The sequence below is a fragment of the Streptomyces phaeolivaceus genome (genome assembly GCF_009184865.1).
GTDB classification, from domain to species: domain Bacteria; phylum Actinomycetota; class Actinomycetes; order Streptomycetales; family Streptomycetaceae; genus Streptomyces; species Streptomyces phaeolivaceus.
In genome coordinates this window covers 9296874-9318299 of sequence record NZ_CP045096.1, presented here as the reverse complement: position 1 = coordinate 9318299, position 21426 = coordinate 9296874, and the positions used below count along the sequence as shown (strand labels likewise).

15 protein-coding genes are annotated in these 21426 nt (G+C 69.8%); 6 read left to right on the top strand and 9 right to left on the bottom strand.

The features are described 5' to 3' along the window. Positions 1-24: 24 nt before the first annotated feature. On the top strand, positions 25-1341 hold the full coding sequence (locus F9278_RS42415) for an IS4 family transposase (RefSeq protein WP_193241414.1): 1317 nt from the start codon (positions 25-27) through the stop codon (positions 1339-1341). A gap of 136 nt (positions 1342-1477) precedes the next feature. On the opposite strand, the gene F9278_RS42410 is transcribed toward F9278_RS42415, so the two are convergent. The 4 genes from F9278_RS42410 to F9278_RS42395 form a co-directional block, all read right to left on the bottom strand. Then, the gene (locus tag F9278_RS42410) at positions 1478-2824 is read right to left on the bottom strand and encodes a wax ester/triacylglycerol synthase family O-acyltransferase (protein WP_152173075.1); all 1347 of its coding nucleotides are present in this window, start codon (positions 2822-2824) and stop codon (positions 1478-1480) included. A gap of 165 nt (positions 2825-2989) precedes the next feature. Continuing rightward, complete coding sequence (glgC, locus tag F9278_RS42405; RefSeq protein ID WP_152173074.1) at positions 2990-4210, bottom strand: glucose-1-phosphate adenylyltransferase; 1221 nt, start codon at positions 4208-4210, stop codon at positions 2990-2992. Between the two features lie 43 nt (positions 4211-4253). Next, complete coding sequence (glgA, locus tag F9278_RS42400; protein ID WP_152173073.1) at positions 4254-5408, bottom strand: glycogen synthase; 1155 nt, start codon at positions 5406-5408, stop codon at positions 4254-4256. A 94-nt stretch (positions 5409-5502) separates the two neighbouring features. After that, positions 5503-6243 (bottom strand): (2Fe-2S)-binding protein, encoded by a 741-nt coding sequence (locus tag F9278_RS42395; RefSeq protein ID WP_152173072.1) that lies wholly within the window; start codon positions 6241-6243, stop codon positions 5503-5505. Positions 6244-6471: 228 nt separating this feature from the next. On the opposite strand from F9278_RS42395, the gene F9278_RS42390 reads away from it, so the two are divergent. Beyond that, positions 6472-7629 (top strand): DMT family transporter, encoded by a 1158-nt coding sequence (locus F9278_RS42390; protein ID WP_193241893.1) that lies wholly within the window; start codon positions 6472-6474, stop codon positions 7627-7629. Positions 7630-7687: 58 nt separating this feature from the next. Here the strand turns inward: F9278_RS42390 and F9278_RS42385 are convergent, their stop codons facing one another. After that, positions 7688-8791 carry a transglycosylase family protein gene (locus F9278_RS42385; RefSeq protein ID WP_152173070.1) on the bottom strand — a complete coding sequence of 368 codons (1104 nt, stop codon included), beginning with the start codon at positions 8789-8791 and terminating at the stop codon, positions 7688-7690. Positions 8792-9126: 335 nt separating this feature from the next. Here F9278_RS42385 and gndA point away from each other — a divergent pair, with 335 nt between their 5' ends. Further along, entirely contained in the window at positions 9127-10566 is a 1440-nt protein-coding gene (gene gndA, locus F9278_RS42380; RefSeq protein ID WP_152173069.1) for an NADP-dependent phosphogluconate dehydrogenase, read from the top strand. Between the two features lie 495 nt (positions 10567-11061). Here the strand turns inward: gndA and F9278_RS42370 are convergent, their stop codons facing one another. Next, positions 11062-11406, bottom strand: coding sequence for a GNAT family N-acetyltransferase (locus F9278_RS42370; RefSeq protein ID WP_152173068.1), 345 nt, complete (start codon positions 11404-11406; stop codon positions 11062-11064). 47 nt (positions 11407-11453) lie between these two features. Next, positions 11454-11873 (bottom strand): aspartate 1-decarboxylase, encoded by a 420-nt coding sequence (panD, locus tag F9278_RS42365; protein ID WP_152173067.1) that lies wholly within the window; start codon positions 11871-11873, stop codon positions 11454-11456. A 327-nt stretch (positions 11874-12200) separates the two neighbouring features. Between panD and F9278_RS48925 the strand changes: the two genes are divergently transcribed. The 3 genes from F9278_RS48925 to F9278_RS42350 all read left to right on the top strand — a co-directional run bounded on the left by F9278_RS48925 (position 12201) and on the right by F9278_RS42350 (position 18315). Continuing rightward, positions 12201-12617, top strand: coding sequence for a helix-turn-helix domain-containing protein (locus tag F9278_RS48925; RefSeq protein ID WP_404818990.1), 417 nt, complete (start codon positions 12201-12203; stop codon positions 12615-12617). An 853-nt stretch (positions 12618-13470) separates the two neighbouring features. Further along, complete coding sequence (locus F9278_RS42355) at positions 13471-14622, top strand: IS701 family transposase (protein ID WP_152173065.1); 1152 nt, start codon at positions 13471-13473, stop codon at positions 14620-14622. 333 nt (positions 14623-14955) lie between these two features. Beyond that, positions 14956-18315: a hypothetical protein gene (locus F9278_RS42350; protein WP_193241891.1), complete on the top strand. Its 3360-nt coding sequence runs from the start codon at positions 14956-14958 to the stop codon at positions 18313-18315. Positions 18316-18817: 502 nt separating this feature from the next. On the opposite strand, the gene F9278_RS42345 is transcribed toward F9278_RS42350, so the two are convergent. Both F9278_RS42345 and F9278_RS42340 read right to left on the bottom strand, forming a co-directional pair. Then, positions 18818-20335, bottom strand: coding sequence for an Ig-like domain repeat protein (locus tag F9278_RS42345; RefSeq protein ID WP_193241890.1), 1518 nt, complete (start codon positions 20333-20335; stop codon positions 18818-18820). 234 nt (positions 20336-20569) lie between these two features. Further along, a complete protein-coding gene (locus F9278_RS42340) occupies positions 20570-21373 on the bottom strand; it encodes a TrmB family transcriptional regulator (protein ID WP_193241889.1) in 804 nt (267 codons plus the stop codon). Between the last annotated feature and the right edge of the window lie 53 nt (positions 21374-21426).

The following is a 21426-nucleotide window of genomic DNA, read 5'->3' as shown; positions in this document are numbered from 1 at the left end:
CGGGAAATCACGGTAGCCAAGGGCGTGTTCGCCCCGGGGCATCTGGGGGAACTCACCCGGATCATCCCGTTCGAGATGGTCGATGCGGTCCTTGCCGAGACCGGTGCTGTCCAGCAACGGCTGCGGAAGATTCCCGCCCGGGTGGTGGTCTACCTGCTGCTGGCCGCGGCCCTGTTCGAGGACTGCGGCTACCTGGCCGTCTGGCGCAGGCTCACCGCCGCGCTGGAGACGATACCGGTCGTGAAGATCACCGGCGCGGGGCTCTGGGACGCCCGCAGGCGTCTGGGCGTGCGGCCCATGCGGGCCCTGTTCGATCTGCTGCGCGGGCCGGCCACGGTGATCCGCACCCGCGGCGCCCGCTTCAAGGGCCTGCTGGCCGTTGCGATCGACGGCACCTACCTCGACGTTCCCGACAGCCCGCCGCACCGGGCCCGTCTGGGCAAGGGGTCCAACCGGTTCGGAACTGCCGGCTACCCGCAGATCTGCCTGACCGCGCTGGTGGCCTGTGGCACCCGGGCGATCCTGGATGCCGCCTTCGGACCGCGCTCCCAGGGAGAGACCGGACACGGCAGGCGGCTCATGCGCTCCCTGCACGCCGGAATGATCGTCCTGCTGGACCGGGGCTTTTCGGGCAACGCGTTCCTGACAGCCGTCGCCGCCACCGAAGCCTCCTTCCTCGCACGCATCACTGCCACCCGCAAACCTCCCGTCCTGGCCCGCTTCGGCGACGGCTCCCACCTCTCCCGCTTCGGCGCCCTCGAGGTCCGCATCATCGAATGCGAGATCACCGTCACCACCAGCCAGGGCCGCCGCACCGGGCTCTACCGGCTGGCCACCAACCTCCTGGACCACCACCGCTACCCGGCATCCGACCTGGTCAGTCTGTATCACGAGCGGTGGGAAGTGGAGTCCGCCTACTTCGCGATCAAGAAAACGATGCTGGGCCGGCGGGTCCTGCGCTCCACCACTCCGCCCGGCATCGCCCAGGAGGTCTACGCCCTGCTGAGCGCCTACCAGGCCCTGCGGATCGCTATCGCCGACGCCACAGGGGCCACACCCGGAACAGACCCGGACCGGGCCAGCTTCAGCGTTGCCCTGCGATGCGCCCGCGACCAGATCGTCCAGGCCGCGGGCATCATCGCCGGCACCACGATCGACCTCGTCGGGACGATCGGCCGAACCGTCCTGGAACACCTCATGCCCGCCCGCCGCCTCCGCATCAGCCCCCGCGCAGTGAAACGACCCCTGTCCCGATACGCCTACAAAAGCCTCAATATCGACCGACGCACCTACACAGCCACCCTCAGCATCAACATCTTGACGCCGACGATCAGCCCATAACTTCACGGCCTTGCCCCTTAAGGGCCTACGGCCCTTTCGGGCCGAAAAGCAGGGGCGGAGCCCCTGCTTTTCAGGGGCGCGGGGAACCGCGCGAGAAGCCCCACCGGACCCGCACCCGACAACACACCCCTACACGTCACACCTCACACGCCGCCAACAATTCCCGCACCTCCCGGGTGACCGCACGGGACAGCCGCTCCAGATCCGGGACGGCCTCCGCGTCGGCGACCAGCCCGTAGTGGACGCTGCCCCGGTACGTCGACACGGCCACCGCCAGGGACTGCCCGTGGGCGAGCGGGGCCAGCGGATAGATCTCGGCGAGCGGGCAGCCCCCGAGGCGAAGGCCGAGGCTGGGCAGTGGGACGCTGGTGACGAGGATGTCGAACCACAGACGCGCGGCCTGGCTGACCAGCGGCCCCCCGAGCCGGTGCCCGAGCGGCAGCACATGATCGGCGAGGAGGGCCACCGCGCCCGCCCCCCGGTTGGGCCCGGCGTCCTTGTTGCGGTCCATCGCCGTACGGACCGTACGCAGCCGCCGGAGCGGGTCCGGATCGTCCACCGGCAGTTTCATCAGATACCCGGAGAGCCGGTTGCCCTGCGGATGCGCCGTGCGCGGCCGGCGCTTGGAGACGGGGATCAGCGCCCGGGGCGCGACCCCCTCGCTGCCGTCCCCGCGCTCGTCCAGCCACCGCCGCAGGGCGCCCGCGACGACCGCGATGAGGACGTCGTTGACGGTGCCGCCGACGGTCTTGCGGATGCGGTGCACGTCGTCGAGGTCGACGAGCACCCCGGCGGTACTACGGGTACCGCTGGCCTCGGAGGTCAGCGCGGCGGAGGAGCGGGCGCCGAGGGTCGCGTCGAGCGTGGTGCGGGCGACGGACGCGCCGATGTCGAGGGCGCGCCCGAGGTCGGAGAAGGTGCCCCGGACCCGGTCGGGCAGCTTGCGCACCTCGCCGAGCAGACCGCGCGGCGGCTCCGCGGGGCGTGCCCGGGGCGCGGGCATGTCGATGGGGTCCATGACGGCGGCGGCGAGCGTCAGCGCCCGCAGCCCGTCGGCCAGCGCGTGGTGGAACTTGAAGAGGACGGCGAAGGAGGTGCCGTCCTCCCCGGGCAGCACATGCGCCTCCCACGGCGGCCGGCCGCGCTCCAGCGGGCGCTCCATCAGCCGCCCGGCCACCGTGTGGAAGTCGGCGGTCGGCGCGTGCAGCCGTACGTGGTCGAAGGGCTCGAAGTCGGCGACGGGCTCACGGGTGGCACCGCCGAACGCCAGCGGCAGCCGTACGTTCGGGACCCAGACGTCCCGGATCCGCATCCGCAGTCCTGGCACGGCGGCGGCCCGTGTGGCGAGCAGCTCGGCGGCGTGGGCGCCCGCGGTGGGCGAGTTCGCCGTGAAGACCCCCAGGGCGGCCAGATGCATGGGGTGTTCGGCGGACTCGATGTTCCAGAACGCAAGGTCGAGTGGGGCGAGCAGGTCAGAAGTCAAGGGCTTGCCTCGCGTCGACGACGGGTGAGTCAGCAGTCAATCGCTGTTGGCCGATTACGGTCAAGTACGATCAAGCTACGCACAGTTAACAACAGATTAGGTCCCGCCACCTGATGGCGGCGGGACTCATGGGGCATCTGTGTGCACAGCGGTCACCCTGAAGGGCTAGGGCACCTGCTGCCCCTTGCCCAACGCGATCACCCCGCCCCGGGAGACGGTGTACAGCTCGGCGTCCCGCTCCGGGTTGACTCCGATGGTGGCGCCGGGGGGCACCTGGACGTTCTTGTCGAGCACCGCGCCCCGGACCACCGCACCCCGTCCGATGTGCACGTTGTCGTGCAGGACCGAACCCTGGACCACCGCGCCCGGGTCCACGACGACACCCGGCGAGAGGACGGACCGGGTGACCTGGCCGCGGATCAGGCAGCCCGCGCTGATGATCGACTCACTGGCGATGCCGCCCGCGTTGAACCGGGCCGGGGAGAGCTGGCCGGAACTGGTGTAGATGGGCCAGCTGCGGTTGAAGAGATTGAAGGCGGGACGCTCGGCGATCAGGTCCATATGGGCGTCGTAGTAGGCGTCGAGCGTGCCGACGTCCCGCCAGTAGCCCTGGTCGCGGGTGGTCTCGCCGGGCACGTGGTTGGCGCTGAAGTCGTAGAGCTGGGCCTCGCCCCGGTCGGTGAGCTGGGGCAGGATCGAGCCGCCCATGTCATGGATGGAGTCCTCGTCCTCGGCGTCCCGCTGGAGCGCCTCCACCAGGGCCTTGGTGGTGAAGATGTAGTTGCCCATCGAGGCGAACACGCATTCGGGGTCGTCGACCAGGCCCGGCGGGTCGGCCGGCTTCTCCAGGAAGCGTTCGACGGTACGGCCGTCCGAGCCGGGCGTGATCACCCCGAAGGACGACGACTCCGTGCGCGGCACCCGGATACCGGCCACCGTCACACCCGCGCCGCCCTCGATGTGCTGCGCCAGCATCTGGCGGGGGTCCATGCGGTAGACGTGGTCGGCGCCGAACACGGCCACGTACTCCGGCCGTTCGTCGTGCACCAGGTTCAGGGACTGCAGCAGCGCGTCCGCGCTGCCCAGGTACCAGCGCGGGCCCAGCCGCTGCTGGGCCGGGACCGGGGTGACGTAGTTGCCCAGCAGACTCGACATGCGCCAGGTGGTGGTGATGTGCCGGTCCAGCGAGTGCGACTTGTACTGCGTGAGCACGCAGATGCGCAGGATGTCCGCGTTGACGAGGTTGGAGAGAACGAAATCCACCAGGCGGTACGTCCCGCCGAAGGTCACCGCTGGTTTCGCGCGGTCGGCGGTCAGGGGCATCAGCCTCTTGCCCTCACCGCCCGCCAGTACGATTCCCAGCACCGAAGGTCCACCGCGCCGCATACCGCCGCCCCTCTACGCCCGCTCGTGCCGAACCTTGCTTTGACTACCCCTGTTTGAGGACTTCCTCGTAAAGCCGGACCGTCCGTCGGGCGACCGCGTCCCAGCCGAACTCGCGCACCGCGCGCTCCCGACCGGCCTCGCCCATACGAGCGGCCGTCACGGGGTCGGCGAGCACCGAGTCGAGAGCGCGGCCCAGCCGGCCTTCGAAATCGTCGTCGTCCGTCGGCACCAGCAGGCCGGTGACGCCGTCCTCCACGACCTCCGGTATGCCGCCGACCCGTGAGGCCACCACGGCCGTGCCGCAGGCCATGGCCTCCAGGTTGACAATACCCAGGGGCTCGTACACCGACGGGCAGACGAACACGGCGGCGTGGGTGAGGAGCTGGATGACATCCGGGCGCGGCAGCATCTGCGGGATCCAGAACAGGCCCTCGCGCACCCGGCTCAGCTCCGCGAAGAGGTCGCGGAACTCCTGGTCGATCTCCGGGGTGTCGGGTGCGCCGGCGCAGAGCACGACCTGCGCGGCCGGGTCGATGTCCCGGACGGCGCGCAGCAGGTGGGGCACGCCCTTCTGGCGGGTGATCCGGCCCACGAACAGGACGTACGGACGGCCGGGGTCGACGCCGGTCCGGTCGAGGACGTCGGTGCCGTGGTCCGGGCGGTACAGGGAGGTGTCGATGCCGTTGTGCACGACGTGCAGCCGCGCCGGGTCCAGGGCGGGGTAGCAGCCGAGGATGTCGTCGCGCATGGCGCCGGAGACGGCGATCACCGCGTCGGCGGACTCGATCGCCGTGCGCTCGGCCCAGCTGGAGAGGGCGTACCCGCCGCCCAGCTGCTCGGCCTTCCAGGGGCGCAGCGGCTCCAGCGAGTGGGCGGTCATGACGTGCGGGATGCCGTGCAGCAGCTTGCCGAGGTGGCCGGCGAGATTGGCGTACCAGGTGTGCGAGTGGACCAGTTCGCGGCCTTCGAGTCCGGCGGCGACGGAGAGGTCCACGGAGAAGGTGCGCAGCGCGTCGTTGGCGCCGTCGAGCGCGGACCAGGGCCGGTGCCGTACGACGCCGCCGCCCGCTCCCTCGCCCCAGCAGTGCACGTCCAGGTCGATCAGGGACCTCAACTCATGGGCGAGGAACTCGACATGGACGCCCGCGCCACCGTAGACGTCGGGCGGATACTCCCGGGTCAGCAGGCCGACTCGCACCCGGAACCCCCTGTCTCAGCGGCTGGTTCCCACATGGTCACCCAGAAGGGTCGGTTGGGGAAGACCACAATTCCGCGCGGGCGCACGCCGGAAGTCAGGAGCGGGGGCCATGTGGAGGGCGTGCGCCGGGCGGCCGGTCGAAGCAGCAGTCGCCGCACAGCCCGCCGCCGGGCAGCCGGTAGTAGAGGCAGCAGCTGCGACGGCGGTGCGTCACCGGGTCGAGAGTGCCCGCCAGGCCGGGGAGCGCGAACAGGTCCGCGGCGAGCGCGCGGGACCGACTCGCCACCTCCGTACGGCCGTTGGCGGCGGCCCAGCGGTCGATCTGGCGCACCGCGCCGCTCAGCGCGGACCCCGCGTTCCCCCACAGCAGCCGCTCGGAGACGGGCAGTTGGGCGCGCAGGGCCGCCGCGAGCGGCAGAAGGTGACCGTCCCGTACGACCTCGCCGATCCGCTCGGCGGGCAGGGCGCGTACCTCGGTCAGCCACAGGTCGTCCGGAGCGCTCGCGTCCGCGTCCCAGCGCAGCAGACGCGGGTCGAGGTCGGGGACACGGCCGTACAGGGCCGCCGCGCCGAGGGCCACCGACCACAGGCGGGCGGCGAGGCCGAGGTGGGCGATGGAGGCGGCCACGCGAGGCTCGGGCGCCCGCACACTTCGCGCGACCTTCCGGACACGGAAAATCACAGGATTCGCGTAAACCTCCCGATCCACATCGGCATCCCGTGCCGCGTAGGCCTCCGCGAGGGTGGGCGGTGTGCCCCGCGGCGGTCTGCCCGTGCGTAGTACGAAGAAACCGCCGAGGGCCGAGAGCGCGGTGAGGCCGGGGTCGTGATCCACGAGGACGAGTAGTACCAGGGCCGGGGGACGCCTTCACCTGGAGCCTCGCACTCCGTGTCGCCCACCTTGGGTATGACGTGGGGCCGGTCGTACTCCAACGGCAGTAGGACGTATTGAGTGCTCAGGTACGACGACGCGAACGCTTCCGCGAGGCATCGTGGTCATCATGAAAGCCGAGCGTTCACCGCGTCGGGCCGGGAGCCCCCGCGCTTCGCTGAGGAGCCGCACATGAGTGCCCTCGCGTTGTCCGTGCTGTTGTCGTTCGTCTCCGCGGTGGCGTACGCCGGCGGGGCGATCGTCCAGGAGCGTGTCGCGGTGTCCTCCCCCGGCCAGTCCTACGCGCCGCTGCGCCGGCCGGGCTGGTGGGCCGCCGTCGGGCTGAACGGCCTCGGCGGACTGCTGCACGTGGTGGCCCTCGCGTACGGCCCGCTGAGCCTGGTGCAACCGCTGGGCGCGCTGACCATCGTCTTCGCCCTGCCCATGGCGGCACTCTTCGTCGGCCGCCGGGCGGGCGCGACGGCCTGGCGGGGCGCGATCATGGCGACGGTCGGTCTGGCGGGCCTGCTCTCCCTGGTCGGCACCGCCGACGCTCAGTCGCTGGACAACGCCCAGCGGGTGCTGGTGGGCGTGGTCAGCGGGGGCGCGGTGGTCGCGCTGATGGTGGCGGGGCGCGCCGCGTACCGGCACCCGGCGGTGCGCAGCATCCTGCTGGCGGTCGCCTCCGGTGTCGCGTTCGGCATGTCCTCGGTCTTCACCAAGACGGTCGCCGTCGACTGGACGGACGGCGTCACCCTCTCGGACCTGCCGACCCTCGCGGTCATAGGCGTCTTCGCCACGGCCGGTCTGCTGCTCTCCCAGGCCGCCTACCGCAGCGGCGGCCTGGCGGCCCCGCTCGCCACGCTCACCGTGGTGAACCCGGTGGTGGCCGCCGCGGTCGGCATCACGATGCTCGGCGAGACCTTCCGCTACGGCACGACCGGCACCCTCCTGGCTCTTGGCTGCGGTGTGGTCGCGGCGGGCGGTCTGATCCTGCTGACCACCGAGCGCCTCGGCGACGAGGCCCAGGCGGAGCGGGCCGAGCTGGAGCGGGCCGAGGCGGTCGGCGCGGACGCCACGGACGCCACGGTTCCGGTCGCCGGGCGGGACCGGGAGTCCCTGGCCCTGGAGGAGCTGCTCGCGGGGCTTCCGCGGCAGACCGCGGGGGTCACGGGCGGCGGTGACGCGATCGGCCTGGACCGGCGGGTGGTCGTCCCGGCTCCGTTCCTCGGGAGGAGCGCGGCGAGCGGGGACGACGGTGCGCCCGAACTGCTGCTGCAGCCCTTCCACGGCGAGTTGTATGTGCCCAGGACACTCCTCGACCGGCATCGCGACCGTGTGAAATCCTGAGCGGGAGGCCCGGACGGGCCTCCCGCACCACGCCGGATCGGGTCAGATCCGCGTCGTGTCAGATCCGGACCCCGCCCGCCCGCAGATAGGCGATCGGATCGATGTCGCTGCCGAAGCCGGGCCCCGTCCGCACCTCGAAGTGCAGATGCGGGCCCGAGCTGTTTCCGGTGGAGCCGGAGCGGCCGATGCGCTGGCCCGTGCTCACGCTCTGGCCGGCCTTCACGGAGATCGCCGACAGATGGGCGTACTGCGTGTAGCGGCCGTCGCCGTGCCGGATCACCACCTGGTAGCCGAAGGAGCCGCCCCAGCCCGAGGTGACGACCTGGCCTGCGGCCACGGACTTCACGGAGGTACCGGTCGCCACCGGGAAGTCGGCTCCCGTGTGGTAGCCCTTCGACCAGGAGGAGCCCGAGGCGCGGTAGGGCGTACCGAGGGAGGCGCTGACCGGGGCGACGAGGGACGCCGACTCCTGCCGCTTCTCGGACGTCTGCTGCTTCTGCTCCTTCTGAACTTTCTTCTTCTCTTGCTTCTTCTGCTTCTCTTGCTTCTTCTGGCCCGCCGTGTCGAGGCTCAGCCGCTGTCCCGGGACTATCACGTCCGGGTCGGAGCCTATGGCCTTGCGGTTGGTGTCGTAGAGCTTGCGCCAACCGCCCCGGACGTCCTCCGCGTCGGCGATCTCGGACAGGGTGTCGCCCCGGACCACCGTGTACATCTCGACCTTGCCGGCCTGCGACTGCGGCGTGGTCTGCGGTTTCACGTCCTCGATCTGGCGGGCGGGCCCGCCGCCGCGGGTGAGCCCCGCGCGCTGCGAGCACACCGGCCAGGCGCCGGGGCCCTGTCCGTCGAGGACCTTCTCGGCTATCGCGATCTGCTGTTCCTTGGTGGCCAGGTCCGCGCGGGCGGCGTAGGCGGTGCCGCCGTAGGCCTCCCAGGTGGACTGGCTGAACTGGAGACCGCCGTAGTAGCCGTTCCCGGAGTTGATGTTCCAGTCGTTGGTGGACTCGCAGGCCGCGACCTTGTCCCAGGTCTCGACATCGGCCGCTTCCGCGACCCCGGTGCCGATGAGCGGGAGCGCCATCCCGGCGCCGCCCGCCGTGACGGTGAGTGAGGCGCGATTGATCCTGTTCGGCTGGTACCGACGGTGCCGACCGCGTACGGCCATGGAAGAGCCCCCTCGCCTATGCCATGAGCCGCAAAAGTAAGCGCCACGAACCGGCCATGACAAGACGAAAAATCAGCCGCTCCCGTCCCGCGAGTGGCGGGTTAGCGCCCTGCTCCGGCGCGTAAGTGCCCCCCTCCGGCGCGCGCGTGACAAGCGACGGCGCACAAACACCCGGGTTGCGCTCCCCATTGAGGCAGGTAGGGCCCTTCCCGCGTACTCAAGCCCGGCAGGCCGCGCAGTGCGGACGGGGCCGGTGCACGTCAGGATGGCCGGAAGGACAATACTGGCGGGCAGGAACGGCACCACCGATATCAGGATCCATAGGAGCCAACCGTATGAGCACTTCAGCCCAGATCGGCGTCACCGGCCTCGCGGTCATGGGGAGCAACCTCGCCCGCAACTTCGCCCGCAACGGCTACACGGTCGCCGTCCACAACCGCTCCGCGGCGAAGACCCACGCGCTGATCGAGGAGCACGGGCACGAGGGCGACTTCATCGCGGCCGAGACCGCAAAGGACTTCGTGCAGGCGCTGGAGCGGCCCCGGCGCCTGGTCGTCATGGTGAAGGCGGGCGGGCCGACGGACGCGGTGATCGAGGAGTTCGCGCCGCTCCTGGAGCCCGGCGACATGATCATCGACGGTGGCAACGCGCACTTCGCCGACACCCGCCGCCGTGAGGCCGCGCTGCGCGAGCAGGGCATCCACTTCGTCGGCGCCGGCATCTCCGGCGGTGAGGAGGGCGCGCTCAACGGGCCGAGCATCATGCCGGGCGGCCCGGTCGAGTCGTACGACTCCCTCGGCCCGATGCTGGAGAAGATCTCCGCGAAGGCCGCCGACGGGGCGCCCTGTGTCACGCACGTCGGTCCCGACGGCGCCGGGCACTTCGTGAAGATGGTCCACAACGGCATCGAGTACGCCGACATGCAGCTGATCGGCGAGGCGTACCAGCTGCTGCGCGATGTCGCCGGCTACACGCCCGCGCAGATCGCCGAGATCTTCCGCACCTGGAACACCGGCCGTCTCGACTCCTACCTGATCGAGATCACCGCCGAGGTGCTGGCGCACGTGGACGCGGCCACCGGCAAGCCCTTCGTGGACGTCGTCGTCGACCAGGCCGAGCAGAAGGGCACCGGCCGCTGGACCGTGCAGATCGCGCTGGACCTGGGAGTTCCGGTCTCCGGTATCGCCGAGGCCGTCTTCGCGCGCTCCCTGTCGGGCCACGCCGCGCTGCGCGACGCGTCCCGCTCGCTGGCCGGCCCCAAGGCCACGCCGCTCAGCGCGGCCGAGGCCGGCGCCTTCGCCGACCGGGTCGAGCAGGCGCTGTACGCCTCCAAGATCGTGTCGTACACCCAGGGCTTCCACGAGATCGACGCCGCCCGCGACGAGTACGACTGGAACATCGACCTCGGCAAGGTCGCCTCGATCTGGCGGGGCGGCTGCATCATCCGCGCGGCCTTCCTCGACCGGATCCGGGCCGCGTACGACGCCCGGCCCGACCTGCCGAGCCTGCTCTCCGACGACGCGTTCGCCCAGGAGATCGCGGCGGCGCAGGACGACTGGCGCGAGGTGCTGGTCGCCGCGACGCGTCAGGGTGTGCCGACGCCCGGGTTCGCGGCGGCGCTGGCGTACTACGACGCGTTGCGTGCGGAGCGGTTGCCCGCGGCGCTCACACAGGGGCAGCGGGACTTCTTCGGGGCGCACACGTACCGGAGGGTGGACCGGGAGGGGTCGTTCCACACGCTGTGGGGGCAGGGGCGGGGTGAGATCGAGGCCTGAGGGCGCCTTCAGGGGGTAGGGGTGCTGATCGGTCGGCGGCTGCGGGTGGTTGTGGCCGGTCGCGCCCACGCGGCGGAGCCGCATATGTCACAGCCCCGCGCCCCTGAGGTTCGTTGATGTGGCCCGGCGTGAGAAGTTCACGCCGGGCCGCAGTCATGTGGGTCGCCGCTCTGCTATGACAGCGGACCCGGGCTCGGTTCGCCCGGGGTCGGGTCCGGGCCCGGGGGGTTGGGGACGGGGTCCGGTTCCGGGACGGGGCGGGGATCCGGGGCGGGGGCGGGGTCGGGGAACGGGGGCGGCGGGAAGGGTTCCGGGCGGTCGGGGCCCGGTCCCGGGGTGGGGCCCGGGTGCACGGGGTCCCGGTCGGGGTAGGTCATCGCGTCCTCCAGCCATGGGGTACGTCGGTCCATGGGCCGGTGCCACGGGTACCCGTCGGCCGCGCGGCCACTCACCCGGTCGGCCGGGCCGCCGTGACCGTCCTCGCCGCCGGGTTCCTCAGAAACCCTCGGGGTGGGCGATCAGCCAGTCCTTCGCGGCCCGCAGCAGCTCCGGGTCGACGGCCGGGGCCTCCTCGGGGTGCCGTTCGGCCCACCTGACGACGTACGGGCACAGGGGTGCGACGACGACGCCCTCGCGGGCGGCGATGCCGTACAACTCGCGGGCCAGTGAACCCGCGACGCCCTGTCCCTCGTGCGCGGGCTCGACGATCGTATGGACCGGGACGAGCGCGCGGCGCGGGGATTCGAGGACGAAGTACTGGATGTGACCGGCCAGTTCGTCGCCGGCGAAGGCCTCCAGGCGGCCGGCCGCCCGGTCGTCGCGGATCTGTACGTCGCTCATGGCACTCCTCGCGTGCGGATCGTGGACGCCGGGCGGCCCGCGCGGGCTCAGACGGTGACGGCCCGCGGGCTGCGCCGCTGGTCCGAGCCCGGCACCGGCTCGGAGGCGTCCGAACCCAGGGCCACGATCCGGTTCCCGCTGTCCACGTGCACGACCCGGGGCTTCAGGGCGCGGGCCTCGGCGTCGGGGACCTGAGCGTAACTGATGATGATCACCAGGTCTCCGGGATGGACGAGATGGGCCGCGGCACCGTTGATCCCGACAACCCCGGAACCGCGCTCGCCCTCGATGACGTAGGTCTCCAGGCGGGCGCCGTTGGTGATGTCGACGATGTGCACCAGCTCGCCCGGCAGCAGATCGGCGGCGTCGAGCAGGTCGGCGTCGATGGTCACGGACCCGACGTAGTGCAGGTCGGCCTGGGTGACCGTGGCTCGGTGGATCTTGGATTTGAACATGGTACGCAACATCGGTGTACTCCCGCAGGTAGGCTCCCTGCCTGCGTTCTTGCAGGTCAAGGGCTATTTATGCACCGTTCAAACAGTCGCATGTTCGAGCAGCTTCCACAGGGTTTCTCAGGACTCATACTGACCAGACGCCTGACTTCCTGACGGTTCATCAGTCCAGACGGAGAAGCGCCCTGAGCCGACTCCGCCCTGCAGGCTGCCCTTACATGCGGCCGAGGCCAGCGTACGCAACGACCGCGAAAACTCTCGTGACGATCGACACAGTGAGGCACCACTTCGTCTTCAGGCCCACACAGCGCCTCGTCCGCGTCAGAGCGCGCAACATAGCGCATGGTCACCGGTTGGCCAAACCGGCGATTTCACAGACCATTGTTTCGCCACGACGGCCCTGCGTGGCAATTTCACGCACCGGACGCCATCCATTCGATATTCGACCAAAGCAAAACGGAAACGCACCACCGTACTTTTCGGTCGAGAGCAAGGAGCAAGCCACTCGTGAGGCCCCAGAATGACCCAGTCGAAGTGCCGCTCCGAGCCACTCCACAACTCCCTCACCGCTCAGTGGAACCTGTGCTCATCGAGACATCCGAGGTGGCGCGTATGCTCAGCATGTCCACGAGTTGGGTCTACAGAGAGGCTTCGAAGCTTGGACTGAAGGGATACAAGCTGGGCCGTGGAAGAAACTCCAAGGTTCTGTACAAGAAGCACGAGGTCCTCAAGTGGCTAGAACAGCAAGAGATTCTCTAGCCTTATGCCCCGATCTCCGACCAAAAGAATTCCGGCCCGCCCAAGCACTCTGACCTCAAGCAGCAGCCACAAGGCGCCAGGGTCAGCCGATCCCCCAGCCCAGAACCACACTCCCCGGCAACGCCGCCTTCAGAAAACCGAACACGATCACAGGCAAAACCCACCCAACGCCGCCTTGAGGCACGGCCCCTTCCCCTCTTCGACTAGGAGATCAACAACGCCGAGCAGGTGAAGGTTTGTTTCCGGCGGCTCGTCGAACGGGGTGAGGAGAGTGTGGAGACAGCTTTTCCTCCCCACGCTGCGGCAAATATCGGGCGGCCATGACTCGGCGCGGGAGCCGCCGGCCAACTCCGCACGATGCCGGTACGCAGGAGTGCCGACGCACCAGGTGCTGCTCGGGCAGGCGCTGGTCTTGAGACGGTGGTCGGCGGCGACATGGGCACGCCGCAGCCTTGGGACACGGTCATGCGACAGCCCCTGAGTAGTCCGCTGCCCACCCCCGGCGGGGCGCACGTGCCCCTGCAGCGCTACGCGGTCGCCCCGGAGCGAGCGGTCGCCCAGGTCTGCGAGAGAGCACGGTCCTCGAACCTGACCGGGGCGCAGTGGGGATGTACATGCTGGAGGCGGCGTACCGGAAGGTGTGCGGGAGCTGAACGAGACGGTGGTGCCGGCGGCGCGCGGGCGTGGCCGAGAGGCCAGGCGGTAGCCGTCGCCGACGTGCTCGCTCGCCGGGAACCGAACGTCCGACACCGTCTCCATGTGGGCGCTGACCCGCGTCGAGTCCTAGTACTGCAACCGCATCTGGCGTGACGGATGGTCGGCGGTCTCGTTGGTATGACTGTGTGCTGATGCGCTGACGGTTGAGCAGGTCGAGTCGTGGTCCGAGGGGGTGGCCGGGCTCCATGCCCGGTTCGCCCACCGTTTCGGCAGGTCGGAGCCCCGCGAGCGGGCGCTGGACTACCTGAACGGACTCGTCGCGCCGCTGGAGAAGAAGAACGGGTGGACGCTGTCCGAGCAGGTCGGGCAGCTCCGCCCGGACGGCGTCCAGCGCCTGCTCAACCACTCCGACTGGGACGAGAACGCGGTCCGCGACGATGTGCGCGACTTCGTCGTGGAGACCATCGGAGCCAAGAACGCGGTCCTGATCTGCGACGACACCGGTTTCCTGAAGAAGGGCACCAAGTCCGCCGGAGTCCAGCGGCAGTACACAGGTACCGCCGGCCGCACGGAGAACTGCCAGATCGGGACCTTCCTGGCCTACGCCTCCGCCAGGGGGCGGGCATTGATCGACCGTGAGCTCTACATCCCCGTTTCCTGGACGGATGACCGTGAGCGCTGCCGCGCAGCCGGGATCGACGACGAGATCCCCTTCGCGACCAAGAATGAGCACTGCAAGTGGATGCTGCAACGTGCCGTCGACGCAGGCATCCCGTTCGCGTGGGTCACCGCTGACGAGGCATACGGGCAGGTCAAGCACCTGCGGGTATGGCTGGAGGAACGCAGGATCGCGCACGTACTGGCCACCAAGGTCAACGACACCGTGACCACGGCGGACGGCGGCGACGCCAGGGTGGACCAGTTGGTCGCCGCCCTGCCCAGGCAAGCGTGGAAGCGGGTTTCCGGGGGCCAGGGCGCGCACGGCGAAATCCGCCCGTACTGGGAGAACGGCTTCGGGCACTGGGTTCTGGCCCGCCGCAGCATCAGCGACCCCACCGAGATCGCCTACTACGTCTGCTACGGATCGGTGGCCTCCCGGCTGAAAGACCTGGTCAAGGTAGCCGCCGCGAGGTGGGCGGTGGAGGAGTGCTTCCAGACCGCCAAGGGCGAGTGCGGCCTGGACCACTACCAGGTGAGGCTCTACCGGGCCTGGTACCGCCACATCACCCTGGCCATGGCCGCCCTCGCCTACCTGACCGCCGTCCGCGCCGCAGAAGCCGCAAAAGGGGCGGAGCGGACGACGAGCAAGACCTCATACCCCTCAGCGTCCCGGAGATCCGCCGACTGATCGGCCACATCATCGTCACGCCCCGCCACCACAGCAACGACCATCATCTGCACTGGTCACGCTTCCGACGACGCAGCCAGGCCCGTGCCCGCCGCTCCCACTACAAACGCCGAGGCCACAACCCGCAGATGCGGTTGCAGTACTAGGCGGACATCCCTTGTCCGCCCCTGCCCGTATGACAGGTGGGCGAGACTGTGCGCCCAGGCTCATAGGGCCGTTGTCCGCTCGGGCCGAAGCGGTGGGTCGACAAGGTCACGTTCAGGGGGTAAGGCTTTCGGGTTGTATCCATGTGTACGGCCCACTTGAGGGAAGTCAGCGCCGGACCATGGCCTCGTGAGATGGAACTCTTCGCGACGGTCACGACCGTCTCGGCGGCGTCTGGTCCGGAACGGTCTGCTGGCGGGCGCGGCGGTGTTGTTCATCGTCCTGGCCGTGTCGATGCTGACCGCGGAGAACGTCAACGCCGCCAACGGCCGGGCGGGTGTGGCGAGCCTTTTCGTCGGTATCGCGTCGCTGGCCGTGGCCCTGGCCGACTACTTCCGCCACGACGAGACCCCGCCCGATCCCGCCGCGCTGGCGGACAACCTGGCACTGACCCTTCGAGCGCAGTGGCTGGAAGAGGCGGAGGGGCGCAGGCTGCGCAATCCCCGGGTGCTGCCGCTGGCCTGGTCGGCGACTTCCCGCAACGTCGCCGACCGGCTCGGACCGGGTTCGCTCACCGAGCCGGGTGCGGTGAATGCGGCACGGGTGCTGCGGATGCGTCTGAGCGGCCGGTTCGACGGCAGATTCGACCAGGTGACGCGTCAGCTCGCCCAGGGCTTCGAGCGTCTGCCGAACCGGCGGCTGGTCATCCTCGGTGAGCCGGGGGCGGGCAAGACGGTCGTCGCGCTGCTGCTGACGCTGGGGCTGCTGGCCGAGCGCGAGCAGGGCGGCGCGGTCCCGGTGCTCCTGCCGGCCTCCTCCTGGGACCCTGTGCGCGAATCGCTCGACGGCTGGACCGTTCAGACACTGGCCTCCGCGTACTACAACGGCCGGACGGAGATCCCGCGTCTGCTGCTCGACCACGGACTGCTGCTGCCCGTGCTCGACGGCCTCGACGAGATCCCGGAGGCGGCCCGCCGTTCAGCCGTCCGGACGGCCAACCAGGCCATCGGCACGGAGAGGCCGATCGTCGTCACGTGTCGGGCCGCCGAGTACGAGGATCTGATCCGGGGCGGTGCGCCGGTGCTCCGCCGGGCTCCTGTGGTGGAGGTCCAGCCCGTCGGGGCCGAGGACGTCATCGCCTACCTCCAGGACATGGACTGGCCTGCCACTATGGGCGCGAACGCCTGGGACGGGCTCCTCGCCCGGCTGGAAGCCGAACCGGACAGCGCTCTCGCACAGGCCCTGTCGACCCCGCTGATGATCTCCACCGCGCGGCTCGTCTACCAGCACGGGGGTGATCCCGCCGAACTGCTGGACACGGTCAGGTTCGACTGCCGGTACGCGGTGGAGGAGCATCTGACCGATCGGCTGGTCGATGCGGCCTATGCCTCCGCCCCGACCGCTGCAGGTGACCCCTCCGGTGCCGCCGGGCCCGACCTCGGATGGACGGCCGAACAAGCCCGCCGCTGGCTGACGTTCCTGGCGGGCTATCTGCACGACCACCGGGAACGCGACCTCGCGTGGTGGCGGATGAGCGAGCGTCTGCTGTCGCGGTGGGTGGTCCCTGGCATCGGGATCGGGGCCGGGCTCCTGCTGACGATCGCGTCGGCGCTCTGGGGGAGGGTCGCCTACGGCGTTGACGTGGGCTCGGTCGGCAACAACATCCCGTCCTTCTCCGCGGTGATCGGCGGAGGTTTCGCGGTTCTGGCGACGATCGTGTGTTACGCCAACCCCAACCGTGCTCCCGGCCGTCTGTCGCTGGCGGTTCGCGGCTCCTGGGCACGGTTGGGACGAGGGTTCCGCAATGGTGCGGTACTGACCGCCGTGTCCGTCGCTCCACTCATTGTGGGGGCCACGATCGTCATCGCCATTACGGCGGAGGGCAGTTCATGGTCGCTGTACGCCATCGAGCTCTACTTCCGGATGGGCATGATCTGTGCCGCGCTGGCCACCGTCATCGGTCTCGCGCTCGCCGCCCAGCAGTGGCTGGAGGCTCCACCGGCCCGAGCAACGGCTCAGGTCGGCCCTCTGCACTCCCTCATGCACGACCGCCGTTCCTCCGTGGTGGGGGCGGTGGTGTCCGGAGGGGTGGTGGGTGCCACGGGGCTCATCGGCTGGACCGCGGGGGACTTCACAGGACGGCTCGTCTTCCGGGTCGTCACGGGCTGGGCGGGCCGGCCTGGCACCTCCGACCCCGGCAGTCTCGCCCGTGACAGCGCGAAGGCGATGCTCGGCCACTTCGAGGAGGACCCTCACCGGCTGATCCTCGGGCCGGCCATGCTGCTGCCGGCGGCGGCGTTCGGGCTGCTGGTCCTCCTCACCCGCGCCTGGCCACGCTTCGTCGTCACCCGACTGTGTCTCGCGGCACGGGGCCGACTGCCGTGGCGGCTGATGGCCTTCCTCGCCGACGCCCGCGAGCGGGAACTACTGCGTCAGTCGGGCAGCGTCTACCAGTTCCGTCATGTCCGGCTGCAGGAGACACTCGCCGCGCGTACGAGGCCGCCCTCCGACCGAACCGGTGCGGCCCGCCCGGCAGCTGGCCCCGGGGTCAGCCGTCGGCTGATCCTGGGAGCGGGAGTCGCCACCTCGGCCGCCCTGATCACCGGGATCTCCCTCCCGAAGGACGACAGCAGGGCCGTCCTCGACGGACATGGCGCTCCGGTGGGACCGGTGGCCTGGTTCGCCGGCGGACGCCGGATCGTCAGCGGGGACGAGAAGGGCGGGATGCGCGTCTGGACCGCGAAGGGGAACGCGCTGCGGGACCTTCCTCTCTCGGGCAGGCAGAGAATCACCGCCATCGCCGGCGACGACCGTGACGAGCTTCTCGCCGTGGGCACCGATACGGGGAGGGTGCTGACATGGAGTGTGCGGGACGGCGTCTGGAGAAAACTGCCCATCGAGAGCGACGGCGCCGACATCCTGACGATCGCCTTCCGCCCCGGAGAGCGGCTCCTCGTCGCGGGCGACGAGGAGGCCGTGCTTCATTCATGGACCTGGCACCAAGGCCGTTATGGGCGATACAAGCAGTTGGCCTACGACACCGAACTCCTGGATTACGCGACGCTGGCGGGACTGGCGTTCGACCCCGCCGGGGCTCTGGCCGTGATGGGTGAGGAAGGCTCCGTGATCCTCGACGCCCCGAACAACCGGGGCAGGACATCCACGCTCCTCGGCAAGGACGCGTCCCTGACCCTCATGAGCTACGGGAACGCCACCTCGCTCGGCTTCAGCGAGGACGCCCGCAATCTCGCCGCTGTCGGCAAGACAGGCAAACTGCACCTCTGGAGCCTCCCCGACGAAATCCCGCTCCCGGTACCGGACATCCGCTGGGCCACCGCTGTGGCCTTCAACCCGGCCGAGCCCTCCCAACTGGCCGTAGGCGACGACGACGGTGTCCTGTGGTTGTGGGACGCCGGGTCCGACCCGACCTCCGCCGTCCCTCACCATGGCCACGTCGGTGGGATCAACTCCCTCGTGTTCAACCCGACCGGAGACCGGGTGGTGACCTCGGGCGACGATCACACCCTGCGCCTCTGGGCGACGGGATGAGCGGGCGGTGGCGGAGAACCGGCAGCTGCCCGCGGGCCGACCCCAAAGGGCGAACACGAACCGCCCATACGCTGCCTTCTACGTTCGTCCGAGTACGCGCCTCCACGACGCCACAGGCACCGGCGGTCAATCGAGCAGGCCGGCGTGCCAGCCGTCTTCCGCGCCGCCGAGCCCTGCCGAGCGGCTGGAGCGCGAGACCCGCGCCGCCATCGAGTCAGTCCCCGACCAGCAGCTCCGCTCGGTCCCGATCGCTGAGGCGGTCGTCCGGCTCAAGCAACTCGCCTACCTGTCCTGACCCGCCCTGTCCTGACCCGCTTCGGAGTGTGCCAATTCAGCGGTTGACCCTGGTTGTTGGGTGGTCAGTTGCTGCTCGGGGTCAGGCGACCCTCGAAGGCGATCTGGAAGGCGTTGGGTGGGGCCTTCCCGAGCATGATCCACCTCCTGCGGCCGAGGGGCCGGTTCTGCCACTCGGCCGTGCCGTCCAGCCGGTTTCCCGAGGGTTTCAGTCGATGGATACGGCTACCGACGTGCTTGCCCTGTACAGATCGTCCCCGCTGTACACGGCGGTGACGGTGTGCGATCCGGCAGGCAGACGAGGCAGATGCGAGAGGTCCGCCGTCCCGTCCTTGTGCACCCGTTGTGGGGTGCCGATCTCGTGCCCGGCGCCCACGCCGTCCAGGTAGAAACGGACGTGCCCGGTCGGTGGGGTGGGCTGGCCGGTCGCCGCGCCGACGTCGGCCACGGCCGTGCGTCGCTTCTTGCCCTCGTCGGTGGGTTCCTTGAGGCTCAGAGTGGTGTGGGTGGTCTTGAAGGCGACCTCGGTGACGAAGGTGCGGAGCAGCCTGCGCCAGACGTCCCAGGAATGGACCCCGTCGAGAGTCGTCTCGACGAACGGAATGTCGTTGGCCTCCAGATTCGACTGGTAGGCCATGGCCTGCCCCTGGCTCATGTGGGACGCGTCGAAGCGGCCACCGCCCACATGCAGCCCGAGCCGGGTCCGCAGAGCGGGGTTCTGCCATCGGGAGTCGGCGACCGGCGGGGCACCCGCTCCCCCCAGACTCCAGCTGCCGAAGTAGCCGAACTCCTCGGTCGCGTTGAAGAGAAGGTCGTTGGCTCGTTGTCCGCCGGCGGACAGCCCTGCGAAGGCGCGGTCCTCGGGCCGGTCCGAGACATGGAAGTTGTCCTCGACGAACGGGATGACGCTGTCGAGCACATCGGAGCGGTAGCACTCGACGGCCGAACCGCCGCATCCGCCAAGGCCGTTGAAGTCGGTCATCACGACGACCATGGGTTGAACCTTGTCGTCGGCATAGAGATTGTCCAGGATCCGGTTGGCGGCCCCTTGGGTGCTCCAGGCGAGTTCGTCGTCCCCCATCCCGTGGCTGAGGTAGAGCGTGGGGTAGGGCGTGCGGCGGTCGGGGTCGTAACCGGGAGGCGTGTAGACCACCGCGTCATGCTGTCCCGGCGGAGAGGTGGACGCCGGTGAGGGATACGTGATCACCCTCAGCTTGCCGGTGTCCTTACGGCGGGGAGCCTGCCAGGAGAGATCCTCCGTACCGAAACGTGGGTCGGAGGGAACGTAGACCTGGCTGTAGGTGAGAGGGCCGGACCAGGTCGGATTGGCCGGGTCCTGGAGGCGGGTGCAGCCGGTGAGGACCGGGGAGTCGCAGTTCACGAAGAAGCCGTAGTTGAAGGTGCCCGATGGCAGCGGCAGCGTCGTGGACCACGTGCCGTCCGTGCCGCGCACCATGTCGCTGAGCGACCACAGAGGAGGCTGGTTGGGGCGGTAGGACGGAAACGCTCCTGGTTTCCATTGCGCCGGAGTCCATCCGGCGCTGCTGGTCAGGGTGGAGTGCACGGCGTCGCTGAACAGCCACTGGCCGAAGATCTGCACCTTCGCGGCTGCCGGGGCGTCGAACCGGAAGGTGACGGAATAACCGGTCGGGCCGGACCCGGTGTGAACGATCTCCGGTCCGGGGCGCGGCTTCGGCGTCTGGGCCGCGGCGGTGGGTGAACTCATGGTGATGCCCGCTCCGAGGAGCAGTACTGCGGAGAGGAGCACTCTTGACAGGCGATGGCGTGACACACCGACCCCTTTCAGGCCGCGGGAGACTCGCGGACATCGGTGTATCACATTAACTACCGTAGTAGGTACTAGAGCGACGGAGTCAGAGGGCGTGCGTTTCGAGGACATGGCTCCGCCCACCGGTCGGCGCCCACCATCAACGCCTGTCTCCTGCGAGGAACGGCGCGGCTACGCGGTGCCCGGCGCGAGGAGGCCGCCCAGACCCGGCCCGTACCGGGCTTCCAGTTCCGGCCCGAAGTCCGCCGCGACGGCCTGAAGGCGCAGTTCGTGCCGGACATGGTCGGAGACCACCGCCGCCAGCAGAGGGTCGGAGGCGGCCATGCACTCCCAGCGGACACCATCGGCGGCTCGCGCCCACAACGCGTGCCGGTCATCGGCGGCGACCGCGAACTTGCGTGCCTGACGGTCGGGTTCGAACACGCCGTCATGGCTGCGCACTTGCCCGCGGGACAGTTCCAGACCGAGGCCTCCCAGACAGAGCACATGCAGCCGGACGCCTCGCACATCGGCTCGTCGCGCCGCGGATTCGATCCCGGCGATCTGATCGCTGTGCGTGGAGAGGCTGACGTGTCGTTCGGCGGCGTCGATCAGGGCGACCGCACGCCGTTCGATCGCCGACCAGGTACGCAGCGTGCGCAGTACGCGCAACTCTTCCTCGCCGTGGTTTCGCCCGATCTCGGCGAGCCCCGCCTTCGCCTCGGCAAGCCGACGGCGGAAGTCGCCGTCCAACTGGGACAGCAGGTGATCGGGCGGTACGGCGACGAACCTGGCGGGATCGGAGCCGATCTGGATGACAGCACGCTTGTCCGCCAGTCGGCGCAGTGTCTCGTAGACCTTCGGCTGCGGCACCTGGGTGAGATTGCCCAGCGCATACCCGGTCATCGGTTCCTGGCCGATCAGCCCGATGTAGGCCCGAGCCTCGTACTGGGAGAACCCGAGGCTCACCAACTGGCCGACGATGTCCCGATCCATTTGTGTCCTCCTACTACCTACCGAGGTAGTAATGATGATAGTCATCGCCTGTC

Bases quoted from the DNA above. Each gene is read 5' to 3' on its own strand.
- glgC (WP_152173074.1), bottom strand. From the start codon at position 4,210: ATGCGGCGCGGTGGACCTTCGGTGCTGGGAATCGTACTGGCGGGCGGT.
- F9278_RS42390 (WP_193241893.1), top strand. From the start codon at position 6,472: ATGAGTGCCCTCGCGTTGTCCGTGCTGTTGTCGTTCGTCTCCGCGGTG.
- F9278_RS42385 (WP_152173070.1), bottom strand. From the start codon at position 8,791: ATGGCCGTACGCGGTCGGCACCGTCGGTACCAGCCGAACAGGATCAAT.
- gndA (WP_152173069.1), top strand. From the start codon at position 9,127: ATGAGCACTTCAGCCCAGATCGGCGTCACCGGCCTCGCGGTCATGGGG.
- F9278_RS42370 (WP_152173068.1), bottom strand. From the start codon at position 11,406: ATGAGCGACGTACAGATCCGCGACGACCGGGCGGCCGGCCGCCTGGAG.
- panD (WP_152173067.1), bottom strand. From the start codon at position 11,873: ATGTTGCGTACCATGTTCAAATCCAAGATCCACCGAGCCACGGTCACC.
- F9278_RS48925 (WP_404818990.1), top strand. From the start codon at position 12,201: ATGGTCACCGGTTGGCCAAACCGGCGATTTCACAGACCATTGTTTCGC.
- F9278_RS42345 (WP_193241890.1), bottom strand. From the start codon at position 20,335: ATGAGTTCACCCACCGCCGCGGCCCAGACGCCGAAGCCGCGCCCCGGA.
- F9278_RS42340 (WP_193241889.1), bottom strand. From the start codon at position 21,373: ATGGATCGGGACATCGTCGGCCAGTTGGTGAGCCTCGGGTTCTCCCAG.